Genomic DNA, 17,360 nt, shown 5'->3' with positions numbered 1-17,360 from the left:
CGCCCCCGGCGGTGGTCACGACGCGCGTCCATCCTGCCCCGGCGGCCCCGCCGCTGTCTGCGACCACGGCGGATCGGTGCGAGCGGTGCCCCTTCCCGGAGCGGACCGCACAGCCGCGCAGCCGCGCAGCCGCTCAGCCGCGGCGTGCGCCCCCCGACCGCGCAGGGCCCCCGACACCACGCAGCCCCGGACAGCACGAAGCCCCGACCGCTCGGCGGCCGGGGCTTCTCAGGGACTGCGTCGACTCACACGCCCGAACCTGCGGGCACGGAGTCGGTCGCCTCCGTCCACAGATCCTGCTCGGCGCGATCCGCCTGGATCTGGCGGTACACGAGGAGCCCGCCGATGGCGGCCAGTGCGACCAGGAGAAGCTTCTTCACCGCGCGACCTCGTCTTTCCTAGGTTCTCAGGGACTTCTGCCGCCCGACTATACACACCGGCCGATATCGATCGGTGACCTGCCCGGACCCCCGCCGCAGGGCCCTGTCCGGGCGTTCCGCGAGTCCGCCGGACCTCCCGGACCACCCTCGGCCGGACCTCCGGAAGGCCCCTCGGAGGGGCCCCGGAGCGTTCCACCAGCCCGGTTGCACCATACGAGTGGTGTTCATCAGAAGATCGGCGCACCGGTGGCGTCGCTCCCAGAAATACGCTTCCACATCCACATCATCAGAAAGGTAAGCAAACCGGACCACCTGAAAGTGAGGGGCCATGAGCGCCTTCAAGGTCAAGAACCTCTGGACAGCCTTCATCACCGCCTTCTTCGCTCTCCTCGCCTCCCTCGGCCTCGCCGCGGCGAACGCCTCGGCCACGGAGCAGCAGCCGACGCACACGACCCAGGAGCACACGGGTGCGACCGCGGCAACCGCGACCACCCCGTCGGTGCGATGGACCCTTCCGCGTGACCGGGCGCTGCCACCCACGATGAAGCAGCGCATCCGCGCCGAGGCGCACGGCTCCTCACCCGCCACCCGGCACCTGCCCGCCGACACCGCGAACGCCCCCGGAACCGAAGCGGCCCGCACCAACTACGAGGCCACGGAAGGCGAGTCCCCCCTCCCGCCTCCCTGATCCACCCGGTTCCCCCCAAGACTTCAGGCCCCCGGCCCGGTACCCACCGGCCGGGGGCCTTCCCGTGCGCCCGGCGCCCCGGGGCCGGCCGACGGGCCAGACACCGCGCCGACGGGAGCTGAGTAGCCGTGCTCATGCGCGTCGTCCGGCGCCCGAGCACGCTGGAAGACGCACGGCAGGCGGATCTGCGGGCGAAGGGGTGGGGGTTGCTGTGGGGCAGGGGCAGGGACGACCGTCGACCGGCGAACAGGCCGCCATCAGCGTGCTTCTCTTCGTCGTCGACCTGATCGTCATCGGCTGGCTGGTGTTCCGCTACGGCATGACCGGCTGGGCCGACTCCTACGACGCCGGCAACCCGCCCGACGCCCCCCACGAGGCCGTGCGCGCGACGTGGCTCCTGTTCACCGCCGCGGTCGTCACGGGCGGCGGCTTCCACCTCCTGCGCTGGCGTACGTGCGGCACCGTGCAACTGCTCGTCCTGGGCGCCGGAGCGACCCTGCTCGCCAGCCTGGCCGCCCGCGGATAGCCCCACGGCCCCATCCCGCGGCCTCCTCGTGCGGCCTCCTCGTGCGGCCGGGAACCCCGTACGCACGTCCCCGCCCCCCGAGGCATCAGACGTCAGGCGTCGAAGTCGTACTCAAGAACGTAGGACCCCGCGTCCAGGACCATCTCGTTGACCTCGACCGGGCGGCCGTCCTCGGCGAACGCGGTCCGGCAGACGAGCATCACGGGAGTCCCGGTCGGGAGACCCAGCCTCGCCGTCTCTTCGGGACGGGGCATGCGCGAGCGGATCTCCTCGCGGAAGTGGACCGGTTCGTGGCCCAGCTCGGCCAGTCTGGCGTAGATCCCCCCGGGCCCCGTGTCCCGCTCGGTGATGGGTGAGCCCGACACCAGCGACATCGGAAGGTACGACGTGGCCAGCAGGACGGGCTTCCCGTCCAGGACGAACCGCCTGCTCCTGACGCAGGCCGCTTCGCTTTCTCCCAGATCGAGCACGCGTGCCGCGTTCTCGGAGGCTTCCCCCGTACTCACCTCGATCTGGTCCACGGCCAGGTTCCGGTCTCCGAGATCCGCTTCCCAGACGGAACGCCCGCCACCCCACTGTTCACGTGCCAGCCGCTGAACTCCACGACGTCGCAACGGCTGGAAGACGCGGACGAAGACGCCCGATCCTCTGCGGGCCTCCGCCAGCCCCTCGCTCTGGAGGACGCCCAGGGCCTGGCGGGCCGTCATGCGCGCGACTCCGTACTCCTCCATGAGGTCGTTCTCGCCGGGAAGACGATCTCCCGGCCCGAACGCACCGGACTGGATCTCCGCCTTCAGGGCGTTGGCGATCCGCTGGTACTTGGGCTCACGACCGCTGCCTTCCGTGGTCATCCAGAACTCCCTCTCCTCTCTAGACACCTTAGGACCGCGAGCCACTCACTCGCGACCTCCGGCAGGCTCCCCGCAAGCCGACGCACGCCGCCTCTCCCGCCGGGTCGGACCATGCGAGACCTTGACATCTCTATACAACTTCGGTTCTCTAGAGATATCGCCCGGATGATTTCCGCCAGACCGGAGAGCGGCGTTCCTGCCGTCGAGCAGCCCGCCCCTCCACGTCCCCGAGGGAGCTTCCGCCATGCCCGCACCCCCTCCCGCCCCGCACACCCCACCGGGCCCCTTCGAGGCTCCGGCCATCTCGGTGGAAGAGCTGTCCCCCGGCGAGAGGGCGGTCGCGCTCTACGCCTCCGCCATGCCGGACGGCTACCGCTTCCGCCAGGGCGACGGCCCCCAGGTGGTCGCCTGGATCGTTCAGGGCGCGGCCCGACTGGGCCTTGAGGAGCTGTACCGCGCGGCGGCATACGCCCGCAGCCACCGGGTGTTGCGGATGGCTCATCTCCTGACGGCGGAGCAGGCCCGTGCCCACAGCGACCGCTTCGGCAGCCCACGAAGGCTGGACCGCGCGGGGGCGGTCGCCGCCGCGGTGGCCGGTTCGGGCCGTGTCCCCGTCTCCGGGGCGGCCCTCGCCCGCAGCGGGCGCCCCCTGGTCGAGGGTGCCTGTGTCTGCGGCGGTACCGGCTGGTTCGACGTCCACTTCGAACCGCTCGACCCGGCGGCGGTCGTTTCCCGGAACTGCCCCGCGCACAACCCGGAAGGCCGCACTCCGCACCCCGCGGGCGGCCCGGTACGCCGAAGGCCCCCCACCGTTTCCGGTGGAGGGCCTTCGTACTGGTGGGGCTAACAGGATTTGAACCTGTGGCCTCATCCTTATCAGGGATGCGCTCTAACCAACTGAGCTATAGCCCCGCCGCGCTGCTGCGCTGACTTCTGAAGATTAGCGCACGTCGGGGCCAGTCCCAAAATCGATAGCCCGCGGGCCTACTCGTCCTCGGCCAGCGTGAGCTCCACGCCGCCCACGAAACCCGCCGACAGGTTGTAGATGAAGGCGCCCAGCGTCGCCAGCGCGGTGGCCAGCACCACGTCGATCACCGCGATGACCGACGTGAAGATGAGGACGCGCGGCAGCGAGAGGAACGACTGCAGATCGAAGCCGTTGCTCTCGTTGGAACCCGTCGCCTCACTGATCGTGCCGCCCACGGTGGAGAAGACGCCCATGGCGTCCATCACCATCCACAGGACCGCAGCCGCGACCACGGTGCAGATGCCGAGCGCGATGGAGAGCAGGAAGCTCACCTTCATCACCGACCAGGGGTCGGCCTTCGACACACGCAGCCGTGCCTTACGGGTACGCGGAGTGGTCCGCGCCCCCGTCCGCGGCAGACGCACGCCCTGCCCGCCGGTGGCCCCTCGGCCACTTGCCGGCGACTCGTACGCCTGCGGCGGGTGGTAGGGACCCGCCGTTCCTTGCGCGGGCTCCCGCTCCCCGGGCAGCGGCCCGTTCGCGTAGCCCTCGTACTGGGGCTGCGGGCCCCGAGTGTCCGTCACAGTGCCCCCTTGGGAGTCCGTGGCAGGGCCACGGGCACCGTTCGCTCCGTCTCCAGAAGCGGCCGAACCGGCGCCCGTGGCTCCACTCACGCTCTACTCCTCGTGCTCCCCGGTCGAGGGCTCCGTGCCCTCGACAGTGCCCTCGGTCTGAACCTCGACCGATGCCTCGTCCGAACCGTCGGCCTCGGAGGTCCCATCGACCTCTTCCGCCTCACGGCCAGCCTCGGCGTTGCGCGCGATGCCGACGACGGCATCACGCTTGCCCAGATTGATCAGTTGGACGCCCATGGTGTCACGGCCCGTCTCCCTGACTTCATTGACTCGCGTGCGAATCACACCACCGCCGAGGGTGATGGCGAGGATCTCGTCCGTCTCCTCCACCACCAGGGCCCCCACGAGCGACCCGCGGTCCTCCACGATCTTGGCGGCCTTGATGCCGAGGCCGCCACGGCCCTGGACGCGGTACTCGTCGACGGGGGTGCGCTTCGCGTACCCGCCGTCGGTCGCGGTGAAGACGAACGTACCGGGCCTGACCACGTTCATCGAGAGCAGTTCGTCGCCCTCGCGGAAGCTCATCCCCTTGACGCCCGAAGTGGCGCGGCCCATCGGGCGCAGCGCGTCGTCCGTCGCGGTGAACCGGATCGACTGGGCCTTCTTGCTGATCAGCAGCAGGTCGTCCTCGGCCGACACCAGCTCGGCGCCGATCAGCTCGTCGTCGCTGCCGTCCGCGGTCTCCCGCAGGTTGATCGCGATGACACCGCCGGAACGGGGCGAGTCGTAGTCCTTGAGCGCCGTCTTCTTCACGAGGCCGCCCTTGGTGGCCAGGATCAGGTAGGGCGCCGCCTCGTAGTCGCGGATCGCGAGGATCTGGGCGATCCGCTCGTCCGGCTGGAAGGCCAGCAGGTTCGCCACGTGCTGGCCGCGCGCGTCCCGTCCGGCGTCGGGGAGCTCGTACGCCTTGGCGCGGTAGACCCGGCCCTTGTTCGTGAAGAACAGCAGCCAGTGGTGGGTCGTCGACACGAAGAAGTGGTCGACGATGTCGTCTTCCTTGAGCTTCGTGCCGCGCACGCCCTTGCCGCCGCGCTTCTGCGAGCGGTAGTCGTCCGTCTTCGTACGCTTCACATAGCCGCCACGGGAGATCGTGACGACGATGTCCTCTTCCTGGATCAGGTCCTCGATGGACATGTCCCCGTCGAAGGGCACCAGCTTGGAACGCCGGTCGTCGCCGAACTTCTCGACGATCGCCGCCAGTTCCTCGGCGACGATCTGCCGCTGCCGCTCGGGCGAGGCCAGGATCGCGTTGTACTCGTTGATCTTCGCCTGGAGCTCGTCGTGCTCGGCGGTGATCTTCTGGTGCTCCAGCGCGGCCAGCCGGCGCAGCTGCATCTCCAGGATCGCGTTCGCCTGGATCTCGTCGATCTCCAGGAGGCCCATCAGGCCCTCACGCGCGATCTCCACGGTCTGGCTGCGCCGGATGAGGGCGATGACCTCGTCGATGGCGTCCAGGGCCTTCAGGAGGCCACGCAGGATGTGCGCCCGCTCCTCCGCCTTGCGCAGCCGGAAGCGGGTGCGCCGGACGATGACCTCGATCTGGTGCGTCACCCAGTGGCGGATGAACGCGTCGATCGAGAGGGTGCGCGGCACCCCGTCGACGAGCGCCAGCATGTTGGCGCCGAAGTTCGTCTGGAGGTCGGTGTGCTTGTAGAGGTTGTTCAGCACGACCTTGGCGACCGCGTCGCGCTTGAGCACGACGACCAGCCGCTGGCCGGTCCGCGAGGAGGTCTCGTCGCGGACGTCGGCGATCCCGCCGATCTTGCCGTCCTTCACCAGGTCGGCGATCTTCTGCGCGAGGTTGTCCGGGTTGGTCTGGTACGGAAGCTCCGTGACGACCAGGCACTGCCGGTTCTGGATCTCCTCGACCGCGACGACCGCGCGCATCGTGATGGAGCCGCGACCGGTGCGGTACGCCTCCTCGATGCCCTTGCGGCCGACGACCAGGGCGCCGGTCGGGAAGTCCGGGCCCTTGATGCGCTCGATCAGCGCGTCCAGGAGCTCCTCGTGCGAGGCCTCCGGGTGCTCCAGGTACCACTGGGCGCCCGCGGCGACCTCGCGGAGGTTGTGCGGCGGGATGTTGGTGGCCATACCGACGGCGATACCGGCGGAGCCGTTGACGAGCAGGTTCGGGAAGCGCGCCGGCAGGACCGTCGGCTCCTGGTTCCGTCCGTCGTAGTTGTCCTGGAAGTCGACGGTCTCCTCGTCGATGTCCCGGACCATCTCCATGGACAGCGGCATCATCTTGCACTCGGTGTACCGCATGGCGGCGGCCGGGTCGTTGCCCGGGGAACCGAAGTTGCCGTTGGAGTCCACCAGCGGCATGCGCATCGACCAGTGCTGCGCGAGGCGCACCAGGGCGTCGTAGATCGAGGAGTCGCCGTGCGGGTGGTACGTGCCCATGACGTCACCGACGACGCGGGCGCACTTGTAGAAGCCCTTCTCGGGGCGGTACCCGCCGTCGTACATCGCGTACAGCACCCGGCGGTGGACGGGCTTGAGGCCGTCCCGCACGTCGGGGAGCGCACGCGAGACGATGACGGACATCGCGTAGTCGAGGTAGGAGCGCTGCATCTCCGTTTCGAGCCCCACGGGCTCGACACGCATGCCCACACCGGCCACGACGGGCTGTTCTTCCGGTGTCACAGGGGTGTTCTCGTCGGCCATTGCTGGTCAAAGTCCTTTCGAGCGGCGGCTTGCTTGTACGGCCGACTCAGATGTCGAGGAAGCGGACGTCCTTGGCGTTGCGCTGGATGAACGAGCGCCGTGCCTCGACGTCCTCACCCATCAGCACCGAGAAGAGGTCGTCGGCCTGCGCCGCGTCGTCGAGGGTGACCTGGCCGAGCACCCGGTGGTCGACGTCCATCGTGGTGACGCGCAGTTCCTCGGCGTTCATCTCGCCGAGACCCTTGAAGCGCTGGATCGAGTCTTCCTTGATCCGCTTGCCGTTCTGCTTGCCGAGCGCCACCAGGGCGTCCCGCTCGCGGTCCGAGTACGCGTACTCGAAGTCGTCCCGGCCCCACTTGATCTTGTAGAGCGGCGGGCGCGAGAGGTAGACGTGACCGGCCTCGACCAGCGGGCGCATGAAGCGGAAGAGGAACGTCAGCAGCAGGGTGTTGATGTGCTGGCCGTCGACGTCGGCGTCCGCCATCAGGATGATCTTGTGATAGCGGAGCTTCTCGATGTCGAAGTCCTCGTGGACTCCGGTGCCGAACGCCGAGATCAGTGCCTGGACCTCGGTGTTCTGGAGGATCTTGTCGATCCGGGCCTTCTCGACGTTCAGGATCTTGCCCCGGATCGGCAGGATCGCCTGGTACATCGGGTTACGGCCCGACTTCGCCGAACCACCGGCGGAGTCACCCTCGACGATGAAGATCTCGCACTTGGTGGGGTCGTTCGACTGGCAGTCGGAGAGCTTGCCCGGCAGCGACGCCGACTCCAGCAGCCCCTTGCGGCGGGTCAGGTCACGCGCCTTGCGGGCCGCCACGCGGGCGGTCGAGGCGGCGATGCCCTTGCGGATGATGTCGGCGGCTTCGTTCGGGTTCCGGTCGAACCAGTCGGTGAGCTGCTCGTGGACGACCTTCTGCACGAAGGTCTTCGCCTCCGTGTTGCCCAGCTTGGTCTTCGTCTGGCCCTCGAACTGCGGCTCGCCCAGCTTCACCGAGATGATCGCGGTCAGACCCTCGCGGACGTCCTCACCGGTGAGGTTGTCGTCCTTCTCGCGGAGCAGCTTCTTGTCGCGCGCGTACCGGTTGACCAGCGAGGTAAGCGCGGCGCGGAAGCCCTCCTCGTGGGTGCCGCCCTCGTGCGTGTGGATCGTGTTCGCGAAGGAGTACACGCCCTCGGTGTACTGCGTGTTCCACTGCATCGCGATCTCGGCCGAGAGGAGGCGGTCCTTGTCCTCGGCCTCGATGTCGATCACCGACTGGTGGATCAGGTCGCCCTTGCGCGAGTTCAGGTACTTCACGAAGTCGACGATGCCGCCCTCGTAGTGGTACGTGACGGTGCGCGCCGGCGGCTCCTCCGCGGTCGCGGTGGCCTCGGCCTCGTCGGCACCCACGGTCGCCTTCGCCGACTCGCGCTCGTCGGTGAGCTTGAGCGTGAGGCCCTTGTTGAGGAACGCCATCTCCTGGAAGCGGCGCGCGAGGGTCTCGAAGGAGTACTCGGTGGTGTCGAAGATGTCACCGTCGGCCCAGAAGCTGACCGAGGTCCCGGTCTCCTCGGTGGCCTCGTGCTTCGCCAGGGGCGCCGTCGGCACACCCAGCTTGTAGTCCTGCGTCCAGCGGTGGCCGTCGGTCTTCACCTCGACGGCGACACGGGTGGACAGGGCGTTGACGACGGAGACGCCGACGCCGTGCAGACCGCCGGAGACGGCGTAACCGCCGCCGCCGAACTTGCCGCCCGCGTGCAGGACCGTCAGCACGACCTCGACGGCGGGCTTGCCCTCGGAGGGCACGATGCCGACCGGGATGCCGCGGCCGTTGTCGACGACCCGGACGCCGCCGTCGGCGAGGATCGTGACGTCGATCGTGTCGGCGTGCCCGGCCAGGGCCTCGTCGACGGAGTTGTCGACGACCTCCTGCACCAGGTGGTGGAGTCCACGCTCACCGGTCGAACCGATGTACATGCCAGGTCGCTTGCGGACCGCGTCCAGTCCTTCGAGGACGGTGATCGCGTTGGCGTCGTACGAGGTCGTGACCTCGCCGTGTTCGCCGGCTGTGGACGGGTTGATCTCGTTGGGGTTGCCGGAATCGGCCACGAAGCGCCCTTTCTGGCACAGCACAGGCCGTTCTCCGGCAGGCGGGAGCGGCTGCGTCGTTCGGCTGGTAATCGACGACACCCGCTCAGTAGCGGGATTGTTCATCAGTCTACCGCTAGCGCCGACCCGAATGGGGGTTTGGCGGTACCTGAGTCCGCATGTGCCGCCCTCAACCAGCGGCTGACGACTCCCCATATTCAGGATGGGGCCCTGGGAGGCTCACACGGGCATTGAGCGCTTCTGCCTGTCAACCCTCCGCTACGGTGAGGGACACCCGCTCGGCCCCCGGAGGTTTCAACCCGCGCACAACGGCACAAGCCGGAAGCCCCCGAGGCCACGGCAGCCGCGCGGGCGGTACGGCCCCGGGCAGCGCGAAACGCCCGCCGACGGTGCGGCGGGCGTGGGCGCTTCTGGATTACGGGCCGTGAAAGCCCAGCTCACAAGGGGTGTCGACGGGGATCGCCCGGTCGCTGGACCGGCCGCGACCGGCCGCGGTCAGCCGTACGTGTCGCCGGGACCGGTCGAACCGGGCGCGCGCAGCCGCCCGTGGGAGCGCTGCGGGCCGCCGGGCCCCAGCACCTTGATCATGCGGACCGTGCCCTGCCCGAGATCGGCGTTGAGCCGCGCCACCAGTTGGGGCGCGAGCAGCCGCAGCTGCGTCGCCCAGGCGGTCGAGCTGCACTGGACGGTCAGCACCCGGGCCTCGGGGGCCTCGTCGTACTTCAGCGGCACACAGTGCTTGGCCAGATCCGCGCCCACGATCTGGGGCCAGCGGCCCATCACCCCGCCCACCGCGGCGGGCGTCTCCCAGCCGCGTTCCGTGATCAGCCGGTTGATCGCCGAACCGAGCGCCAGCGGGTCCCGTCCGTCCGACCGCGCGCCGGAGCGCAGCCCGCCACCGCGTCTGGCCTGCTTGCGCTGCTGGGCCGCGGCCCCCCGCGCCGCGGCCTGCTCCTTCGCTGCCCGCAGCGCCACCCGGGCCAGATCCACCCCGGACGGCTCGGGCGCCTTGCCGCCGGACGGCTCCCGGGCCACGTCGCCCCCGGAACCACCCTGCGCACGGTCCGCGGAGTCGCTCACAGCCGGACCACCTCGCCGGCCGCGACCGCGTACCGGGTGCCCGTGAGCACCCCCGGCACGTCGTCGTCGACCGCTGCCGTCACCAGGACCTGTTCGGCCGGTGCCACCAGCTCCGCGAGGCGTTCGCGGCGCCGCGCGTCCAGCTCGGCGAAGACGTCGTCGAGGACCAGCACGGGTTCGTTGCCCTCTGCCCGCAGCAGCTCGTACGAGGCCAGCCGCAGCGCCAGCGCGTACGACCAGGACTCGCCGTGGCTCGCGTACCCCTTCGCGGGCATCCCGCGCAGGCCCAGCAGCAGATCGTCCCGGTGCGGGCCGACGAGGGTCACCCCCCGCTCGATCTCCTGCTTCCGTACACCGGCGAGCGCCGCCAGCAGCTGTTCGTACAGCTCCGGACGGGTCCGGCCCGGGTTCTCGCCCACCGAACCGCGGTACTCGAGCCCCACCGGGCCGCCGCCCGGGGCGACGTCGCCGTACGCCTTGTCGGTGAGCGGCTGGAGCACGGCGATCAGGTCGAGCCGGTGCGCCAGCAGCTCGGCGCCGACCTGGGCCAGGTGCTGGTCCCAGATGTCGAGCGTCGACATGTCCATGGAACGGCCGCCGTGGCGGCGGGCCATCGCGGCGGACTTCAGCAGGGTGTTGCGCTGCTTGAGCACCCGGTCGTAGTCGGAGCGGACCCCCGCCAGCCGGGGGGAGCGGGCGGTGACCAGCTCGTCGAGGAAGCGCCGCCGCTCACCCGGATCGCCCTTGACCAGGGCCAGATCCTCGGGGGCGAACAGCACGGTCCGCAGGATGCCCACCACGTCCCGCGGTCTGACCTGCGAGGACCGGTTGATCCGGGCGCGGTTGGCGCGGCCCGGGTTGAGCTCCAGCTCGATCAGCTGGGAACGCTCTCCCTGGGTCACCGCGGCCCGGACGACGGCCCGCTCCGCGCCCATCCGCACCAGCGGGGCGTCCGAGGAGACCCGGTGGCTGCCGAGGGTGGCGAGATAGCCGACCGCCTCGACGAGGTTCGTCTTGCCCTGCCCGTTGGCCCCCACGAACACGGTGACGCCCGGGTCGAGAGGTACCTCGACCCGGGCGTACGAGCGGAAGTCGGCCAGCGAGAGATGCGTGACGTGCATGGTCGCGGGCCTTCCGTCCGTCCTGCTGTGCGTGCGTACTACTTCTTGTTCTCCACCGCGTGGCCACCGAACTGGTTGCGCAGCGCGGCGATCATCTTCATCTGCGGCGAGTCGTCCTGGCGCGAGGCGAAGCGCGCGAAGAGCGACGCGGTGATCGCGGGCAGCGGCACCGCGTTGTCGATCGCGGCCTCGACCGTCCAGCGGCCCTCGCCCGAGTCGGCGGCGTAGCCGCGCAGGCCGTCGAGGTGCTCGTCGTCGTTCAGGGCGTTGACCGCGAGGTCGAGCAGCCAGGAACGGATGACGGTGCCTTCCTGCCAGGAGCGGAAGACCTCGCGCACGTCGGTGACGGAGTCGACCTTCTCCAGGAGCTCCCAGCCCTCGGCGTAGGCCTGCATCATGGCGTACTCGATGCCGTTGTGGACCATCTTCGCGAAGTGTCCGGCGCCGACCTTGCCCGCGTGGACGGAGCCGAACTCGCCCTCCGGCTTCAGGGCGTCGAAGATGGGCTGCACCTTCGCGACGTCCTCGGGCTTGCCGCCGTACATCAGGGCGTAGCCGTTCTCCAGGCCCCAGACACCGCCGGAGACACCGCAGTCGACGAAGCCGATGCCCTTGATGCCCAGCTCGACGGCGTGCTTCTCGTCGTCGGTCCAGCGGCTGTTGCCGCCGTCGACGACGATGTCGCCGGGCTGGAGCAGCTCCGCCAGCTCGTCGATGGTGGACTGCGTCGCGGCGCCGGCCGGGACCATGACCCAGACGACACGCGGGCCCTTCAGCTTGCCCACAAGCTCTTCGAGGCTGTGGACATCGGCGACGTCCGGGTTCCGGTCGTAACCGATGACGGTGTGGCCTGCGCGGCGGATGCGCTCGCGCATGTTGCCGCCCATCTTGCCGAGGCCGACGAGACCGAGCTCCATCAGAGATTCCTTAAGCGTTGTGCCGATACGTTCCCATGTCCGAGCCTACGCCCGGCACCGGAACACGGAGCGGCGGGCAAGCTCAGCGCCGAGCCTGCCCGCCGGATCCCTTGTCGTGGGTACGGGTACCGATCAGCGTCAGCCGGAGAGGCGGACCGGCATGATCAGGTACTTGTACGCGTCGTTCGCCTCGGCGTCGACGGCCGGACGGCCGCTGAGCAGGGCGGGCTTCGTGGACGTGGTGAACGAGAGCTGGGCGACCGGGGAGTCGATGGCGCTCAGCCCGTCCAGCAGGAAGGTCGGGTTGAAGGCGATCGAGATGTCGTCGCCCTCCAGCACCGCGTCGACGCGCTCCACAGCCTGTGCGTCGTCCGAGGAACCCGCCTCCAGGATGAGCACCCCCTGCTCGAAGCTGAGCCGCACCGGGGTGTTCCGCTCGGCGACGAGGGCCACACGCTTGACGGCCTCGACGAACGGGGCGGTCTCGATCACGGCGACGGAGTTGAACTCGGTCGGGAAGAGCGTGCGGTACTTCGGCAGGTCGCCTTCGAGCAGACGGGTGGTCGTGCGGCGGCCGGCGCCCTCGAAACCGATCAGCCCTTCGCCCGCGCCGGCGCCGGAGAGCGCCAGGGTGACCGTGTCGCCGCTGGTGAGCGCCTTGGCGGTGTCCAGGAGCGTCTTGGCGGGCACCAGGGCCACGGCGGACGCGTCCGGGTTCTCCGGCTTCCACTGGAACTCGCGGACGGCGAAGCGGTACCGGTCGGTCGAGGCCAGCGTGACGGTCTCGCCCTCGATCTCGATGCGCACACCGGTGAGCACCGGGAGGGTGTCGTCACGGCCCGCGGCGATGGCGACCTGGGCGGCGGCGGAGGCGAAGACCTCACCGGGCACCGTGCCGGTCGCGGTCGGCATCTGCGGCAGCGCCGGGTACTCCTCCACAGGCAGTGTGTGGAGGGTGAAGCGCGACGAGCCGCAGACCACGGTGGCCCGCACACCGTCGGTGGAGATCTCCACCGGGCGGTTCGGCAGGGCGCGGCAGATGTCGGCGAGCAGGCGGCCGGAGACCAGGACCGTGCCGTCCTCCTCGATCTCCGCGTCGACGGAGACCTTCGCCGAGACCTCGTAGTCGAAGCTGGAGAAGCTGAGGGCACCGTCCTCGGCCTTCAGCAGAAGGCCCGCGAGGACGGGCGCCGGCGGACGGGCCGGGAGGCTGCGGGCCACCCAGGCCACCGCCTCCGCGAGTACATCGCGCTCCACCCGGATCTTCACCGGAACCGCCTCCTGCTGTTGCTCGCTCGCCCTGCTGGCCTTCGTCGTCGATCGGGTCCGTCGGCCGGGGGGCCGGGGAGGACGCCGGGGTCCAGTCTGACGTACGGCACCGACACTCGTCGCTGCTCGGGGTCAAGTCGCCCGAGGCGGTCCGAGAGCCCAGCGAGCCAAGTTGTGCACAGCCCCCACTTCGAAACGGATTCCTGGCTAACTCTGGGAGGTAGTAGTAGTAGGCCCTGTGGAAACCGTGGATAACGTCGTTTGCGCAGGTCAGAGCCGATTTTTTGTCCACCGCACCTGTGGGTGCAGTCCGTGGATAACCAGGCACTTCTGTGGACACACGAAAGTTCTGCACACCCGATGCACAGGGCGGGGGTACTTCTCCCCAGGGCCGTCCCCAGCTTTACCCCGGTTCCCCACAGCCCAATCGACCACCTTGGTGTGACGCCTTTCACTCTCGGCAGTGAGGAGGGGTGTCGTGTTGCCGAACAGTGGACAGAGGTGTGGAGAAGAGGGTTCCTCCTGGGGACAAGAGAGCTGATCCTGTGAGTTGCCGGTGGACAACCCGGATGAGCCCCTGTGGACAGATCCTTTGTCCACAGGCTGTGGATCACGGTTGACCACAAATCCCCAGGCGGTTGACCTGGCCTGATGGAGTATCGACAGCGGGCCCTGTGGACGCAATCTGGACAACTTCCTGTTCCCCAGGCTGTGGAGAGAAGAAATCCGGCACATCTGTGGAGAAGGGCCGTGTCCGCTCTTCTGTGACCTTCTGTTCGAACAACGACAAGCCCCGCGCACGGCCCGGAACGAGGGCTCCACGTGCCGTCGGGGGCCGGAAACGCCCCGGAGACGTTCCGGAGACGTTCCGGAGCTCTCCTTCCGGAGCCGTTTCCACGAACCGCTCGACGTGTCCCGAGACCGCTCGCCGGGTGTCCCGAGACCGCTCCGCGGGTGTCCCGGATACGACGGAAGGCGCCCCGCCGGACCGTGAAGAGGTCCGGCGGGGCGCCTTGTTGTCCACTCCCTGTGGGCGGAGTACGCCGGGGCGGGTGCTCGTGGCCCGCTCGCCCCGGCGGACGGGCCCGGCGGAGTGTCAGCCGTTCTTGATGCGGTTGGTGAGCTCGGTGACCTGGTTGTAGATGGAGCGGCGCTCTGCCATCAGCGCGCGGATCTTGCGGTCCGCGTGCATGACCGTGGTGTGGTCGCGGCCACCGAACTGCGCGCCGATCTTCGGCAGCGAGAGATCCGTCAGTTCGCGGCAGAGGTACATGGCGATCTGGCGTGCCGTCACCAGCACGCGACTGCGCGACGACCCGCAGAGGTCCTCGACCGTCAGTCCGAAGTAGTCGGCGGTGGCCGCCATGATCGCGGGCGCGGTGATCTCCGGAGCCGAGTCCTCGCCACCGGGGATCAGGTCCTTCAGCACGATCTCGGTCAGGCCGAGGTCCACCGGCTGCCGGTTCAGGCTCGCGAACGCCGTCACCCGGATCAGCGCGCCCTCCAGCTCACGGATGTTCCGCGAGATCCGGGACGCGATGAACTCCAGCACCTCCGGCGGGGCGTTCAGCTGCTCCTGCACCGCCTTCTTGCGCAGGATCGCGATCCGCGTCTCCAGTTCGGGCGGCTGCACATCGGTGGTGAGGCCCCACTCGAACCGGTTCCGCAGCCGGTCCTCCAGCGTCACCAGCTGCTTGGGCGGCCGGTCCGAGGAGAGCACGATCTGCTTGTTCGCGTTGTGCAGGGTGTTGAAGGTGTGGAAGAACTCCTCCTGCGTCGACTCCTTGCTCGCGAGGAACTGGATGTCGTCGACGAGCAGGATGTCCACGTCGCGGTAGCGCTTGCGGAAGGTGTCGCCCTTGCCGTCGCGGATCGAGTTGATGAACTCGTTGGTGAACTCCTCGGAGCTCACGTACCGCACCCGGGTCCCCGGGTAGAGGCTCCGCGCGTAGTGCCCGATGGCGTGCAGCAGGTGGGTCTTGCCGAGCCCGGACTCCCCGTAGATGAAGAGCGGGTTGTACGCCTTCGCCGGCGCCTCGGCCACCGCCACCGCCGCCGCGTGCGCGAACCGGTTGGACGCGCCGATGACGAAGGTGTCGAAGAGGTACTTGGGGTTCAGCCGCGCGTGCGGCTCGCCCGGGCCGGGCGCGGGGGACGGCTGCGAACCCGGACCAGGCATCCCGCCGCCGGCCCGCCCCGGGCGGTGCTGCTGGTCCTGGAGGTCGTGCCGCTCGGGCCGCTGGGACTCGTACCCCTGGCGCTCCGGAGGCTGCGGCCGGTATTCGTGCGAGGGCTGCTGCGGACGTCCGGTGCCGTACGGCTCGCGCCACTGGTCGGCCTGCTGCTCGCGGTCCTGGTAGCCGCCGTGCCGCGGCTGCTGCCAGGAGAGGTCCTCCTGGGTGCGCGGCCAGGCGCCCGGCTCGGGTCGCTGCTGGTACTCCGGGTACGCGGGGCGGGCGGTCGGCATCCCGTCGTCCTGCGGGCGGTGACCGTACGTGTCGTACGGGTCGCCGTGCTGTTGCTCGTCGTGGGACGGGTTCGGGTACCGGTGGTTCTGCCGGCCCTGCTGGGTCTGGTGCAGCGGCGGCGCCGGAGGGGTCGGCGGCTCACCCGCCGAGTCGTCGACCGTGATCGCGATCCGGATCGTCCGCCCGCACTCGCGGGTCAGCGTCTCGCTGATGAGCGGCGCGAGCCGGCCCTCCAGGACCCGCTTGCCCCACTCGTTCGGTACGGCGAGCAGCGCGGTGTCCGCGACCAGCGCGAGCGGCTGGCAGCGCTCGATCCACTGCTTGTCCTTCGGCTCGATGCCCTGCTGGCCCTCACCGAGGAGATGTTCCAGCACGCGTGGCCACACTGCGGCAAGATCGGCAGGTACGTCAGCCACAAGGCACGCTCTCTCGCATGTCCCACGAAAATGTGTTTCCCGGGACGGAATGGGTCGGGTCGGGTCGGGCCCGGCAGGGGGGAACGAAAAGAAACCGGAGTTCAGCCACGGTAGTCACGGCGACCCGCCCGGTTCAAGTTGTTGTCCACAGCCTGTGCATAGCGGGGGGTCACTCGTGGTGAGTTTGACCGGATGGCGTAGCCGCGCGTACCGTGACCAGGTCGAGTTGTCGATGGCTGCTGCCGCCTGCCTCCGATGGGCAAAGATCACGATCTGTGATTGTGAAGCGGTGCACTAAGGCGTTTACGCGAGTTCCTCGTGGGCGCACGGTGACAGCCAGGCGATGTCCCGCCATCACCCGATTTATTCTGGAGCCCCCGAGTGAGCAAGCGCACCTTCCAGCCGAACAACCGTCGTCGCGCCAAGACCCACGGCTTCCGGCTGCGTATGCGTACCCGTGCCGGCCGCGCGATTCTCGCGAACCGCCGTGGCAAGGGTCGCGCGAGCCTGTCCGCCTGATCATCCACAGGTCATGACGTGCTGCCTACCGAGAATCGGCTGAGGCGGCGCGAGGACTTCGCGACCGCGGTTCGACGAGGACGCAGGGCTGGTCGCCCTCTGCTTGTCGTCCATCTACGCAGCGGTACTACGGACCCGCACGTGTCGGGGGAGACCCCTCCCCCACCGCGTGCGGGTTTCGTCGTCAGCAAAGCCGTGGGTGGTGCGGTCGTCCGCACCGCTGTGAAGCGCCGGCTTCGCCACCTGGTTCGAGACCGGCTGGCTCAGCTGCCCCCCGGTAGCCTGGTTGTGGTGCGCGCGTTGCCCGGTTCGGGTGACGCCGATCACGATCAGCTGACCCGAGACCTGGACGCCGCCCTCGCGCGGCTGCTGGGAGGGGGCACGCGATGAAGTACCCGCTGCTGGCTCTCATCAAGCTGTACCAGTGGACGATCAGCCCCTTGCTGGGACCTGTCTGCCGCTACTACCCGTCGTGTTCGCACTACGGGTTCACGGCGATAGACCGGCACGGCGCGATCAAGGGAACAGCGCTGACCGCCTGGCGCATTCTGCGATGCAATCCGTGGTCGCCGGGCGGTGTGGACCATGTCCCGCCGCGCAAGCGTCCGCGCTGGCACGAACTGCTGCGCAACGCGCTGCGCGGTGACAAGGGCGGGGACTCCGCCACTGATGTGCCCCCCGGGGACGTGACGACCGCGACAGCCGCGGCAGCCGTGACGCCGGGTCCGGCCACAGAGACCTCGCCCAAAGCTCAAGGAGCCTGA

Annotated in this window: 16 protein-coding genes and 1 tRNA gene; 6 read left to right on the top strand and 11 right to left on the bottom strand. The window is 69.4% G+C overall.

Annotated features, from left to right (window positions below):
* Positions 1–245: 245 nt before the first annotated feature.
* Positions 246–380 (bottom strand): DLW-39 family protein, encoded by a 135-nt coding sequence (locus ACFWEE_RS01130; protein WP_003958712.1) that lies wholly within the window; start codon positions 378–380, stop codon positions 246–248.
* Positions 381–708: 328 nt separating this feature from the next.
* Between ACFWEE_RS01130 and ACFWEE_RS01125 the strand changes: the two genes are divergently transcribed.
* Both ACFWEE_RS01125 and ACFWEE_RS01120 read left to right on the top strand, forming a co-directional pair.
* A complete protein-coding gene (locus tag ACFWEE_RS01125) occupies positions 709–1,068 on the top strand; it encodes a DUF6344 domain-containing protein (RefSeq protein WP_386885255.1) in 360 nt (119 codons plus the stop codon).
* Between the two features lie 211 nt (positions 1,069–1,279).
* Positions 1,280–1,594 carry a DUF6234 family protein gene (locus ACFWEE_RS01120; RefSeq protein WP_386885253.1) on the top strand — a complete coding sequence of 105 codons (315 nt, stop codon included), beginning with the start codon at positions 1,280–1,282 and terminating at the stop codon, positions 1,592–1,594.
* Positions 1,595–1,686: 92 nt separating this feature from the next.
* Here the strand turns inward: ACFWEE_RS01120 and ACFWEE_RS01115 are convergent, their stop codons facing one another.
* Positions 1,687–2,445 (bottom strand): GntR family transcriptional regulator, encoded by a 759-nt coding sequence (locus ACFWEE_RS01115; protein ID WP_386885251.1) that lies wholly within the window; start codon positions 2,443–2,445, stop codon positions 1,687–1,689.
* Positions 2,446–2,689: 244 nt separating this feature from the next.
* On the opposite strand from ACFWEE_RS01115, the gene ACFWEE_RS01110 reads away from it, so the two are divergent.
* The gene (locus ACFWEE_RS01110) at positions 2,690–3,292 is read left to right on the top strand and encodes a hypothetical protein (protein WP_386885249.1); all 603 of its coding nucleotides are present in this window, start codon (positions 2,690–2,692) and stop codon (positions 3,290–3,292) included.
* Here ACFWEE_RS01110 and ACFWEE_RS01105 read toward each other — a convergent pair.
* The 9 genes from ACFWEE_RS01105 to dnaA form a co-directional block, all read right to left on the bottom strand.
* Positions 3,281–3,357 (bottom strand) — tRNA-Ile (locus ACFWEE_RS01105). The genes ACFWEE_RS01110 and ACFWEE_RS01105 overlap by 12 nt on opposite strands.
* A 72-nt stretch (positions 3,358–3,429) precedes the next feature.
* Complete coding sequence (locus ACFWEE_RS01100) at positions 3,430–3,996, bottom strand: DUF3566 domain-containing protein (protein ID WP_386885247.1); 567 nt, start codon at positions 3,994–3,996, stop codon at positions 3,430–3,432.
* Positions 3,997–4,089: 93 nt separating this feature from the next.
* Positions 4,090–6,714 carry a DNA gyrase subunit A gene (gyrA, locus tag ACFWEE_RS01095; protein ID WP_386885245.1) on the bottom strand — a complete coding sequence of 875 codons (2,625 nt, stop codon included), beginning with the start codon at positions 6,712–6,714 and terminating at the stop codon, positions 4,090–4,092.
* A 46-nt stretch (positions 6,715–6,760) separates the two neighbouring features.
* The gene (gene gyrB, locus ACFWEE_RS01090; RefSeq protein ID WP_386885243.1) at positions 6,761–8,830 is read right to left on the bottom strand and encodes a DNA topoisomerase (ATP-hydrolyzing) subunit B; all 2,070 of its coding nucleotides are present in this window, start codon (positions 8,828–8,830) and stop codon (positions 6,761–6,763) included.
* Between the two features lie 471 nt (positions 8,831–9,301).
* Complete coding sequence (locus tag ACFWEE_RS01085) at positions 9,302–9,841, bottom strand: DUF721 domain-containing protein (protein ID WP_386885420.1); 540 nt, start codon at positions 9,839–9,841, stop codon at positions 9,302–9,304.
* A gap of 41 nt (positions 9,842–9,882) precedes the next feature.
* Positions 9,883–11,007 carry a DNA replication/repair protein RecF gene (gene recF, locus ACFWEE_RS01080; protein ID WP_386885241.1) on the bottom strand — a complete coding sequence of 375 codons (1,125 nt, stop codon included), beginning with the start codon at positions 11,005–11,007 and terminating at the stop codon, positions 9,883–9,885.
* A 38-nt stretch (positions 11,008–11,045) separates the two neighbouring features.
* Entirely contained in the window at positions 11,046–11,924 is an 879-nt protein-coding gene (gnd, locus tag ACFWEE_RS01075; RefSeq protein ID WP_386885240.1) for a phosphogluconate dehydrogenase (NAD(+)-dependent, decarboxylating), read from the bottom strand.
* Between the two features lie 138 nt (positions 11,925–12,062).
* Entirely contained in the window at positions 12,063–13,193 is a 1,131-nt protein-coding gene (gene dnaN, locus ACFWEE_RS01070) for a DNA polymerase III subunit beta (RefSeq protein WP_386885238.1), read from the bottom strand.
* Between the two features lie 1,096 nt (positions 13,194–14,289).
* Entirely contained in the window at positions 14,290–16,077 is a 1,788-nt protein-coding gene (dnaA, locus tag ACFWEE_RS01065; RefSeq protein ID WP_386885237.1) for a chromosomal replication initiator protein DnaA, read from the bottom strand.
* A 381-nt stretch (positions 16,078–16,458) separates the two neighbouring features.
* Between dnaA and rpmH the strand changes: the two genes are divergently transcribed.
* From rpmH to yidD, 3 genes are read left to right on the top strand one after another with little or no spacing between them, the layout of a single operon-like run.
* Positions 16,459–16,596 carry a 50S ribosomal protein L34 gene (rpmH, locus tag ACFWEE_RS01060; RefSeq protein ID WP_006381191.1) on the top strand — a complete coding sequence of 46 codons (138 nt, stop codon included), beginning with the start codon at positions 16,459–16,461 and terminating at the stop codon, positions 16,594–16,596.
* An 18-nt stretch (positions 16,597–16,614) separates the two neighbouring features.
* Positions 16,615–16,986 carry a ribonuclease P protein component gene (rnpA, locus tag ACFWEE_RS01055; RefSeq protein WP_386885235.1) on the top strand — a complete coding sequence of 124 codons (372 nt, stop codon included), beginning with the start codon at positions 16,615–16,617 and terminating at the stop codon, positions 16,984–16,986.
* Positions 16,983–17,360 (top strand): membrane protein insertion efficiency factor YidD, encoded by a 378-nt coding sequence (yidD, locus tag ACFWEE_RS01050; RefSeq protein ID WP_386885234.1) that lies wholly within the window; start codon positions 16,983–16,985, stop codon positions 17,358–17,360. The genes rnpA and yidD overlap by 4 nt, the downstream gene beginning before the upstream one ends.

This window comes from Streptomyces sp. NPDC060184 (assembly GCF_042728795.1).
In the GTDB taxonomy this organism is placed as follows: Bacteria; Actinomycetota; Actinomycetes; order Streptomycetales; family Streptomycetaceae; genus Streptomyces.
The sequence above is the reverse complement of the archived record's forward strand: the minus strand, read 5'-3'. Positions and strand labels throughout refer to the sequence as shown.

What these genes read in the sequence shown, in the direction of transcription:
- ACFWEE_RS01125 (WP_386885255.1), top strand. Translation starts at nt 709, where the DNA reads ATGAGCGCCTTCAAGGTCAAGAACCTCTGGACAGCCTTCATCACCGCC.
- ACFWEE_RS01115 (WP_386885251.1), bottom strand. Translation starts at nt 2,445, where the DNA reads ATGACCACGGAAGGCAGCGGTCGTGAGCCCAAGTACCAGCGGATCGCC.
- ACFWEE_RS01110 (WP_386885249.1), top strand. Translation starts at nt 2,690, where the DNA reads ATGCCCGCACCCCCTCCCGCCCCGCACACCCCACCGGGCCCCTTCGAG.
- gyrA (WP_386885245.1), bottom strand. Translation starts at nt 6,714, where the DNA reads ATGGCCGACGAGAACACCCCTGTGACACCGGAAGAACAGCCCGTCGTG.
- recF (WP_386885241.1), bottom strand. Translation starts at nt 11,007, where the DNA reads ATGCACGTCACGCATCTCTCGCTGGCCGACTTCCGCTCGTACGCCCGG.
- gnd (WP_386885240.1), bottom strand. Translation starts at nt 11,924, where the DNA reads ATGGAGCTCGGTCTCGTCGGCCTCGGCAAGATGGGCGGCAACATGCGC.
- yidD (WP_386885234.1), top strand. Translation starts at nt 16,983, where the DNA reads ATGAAGTACCCGCTGCTGGCTCTCATCAAGCTGTACCAGTGGACGATC.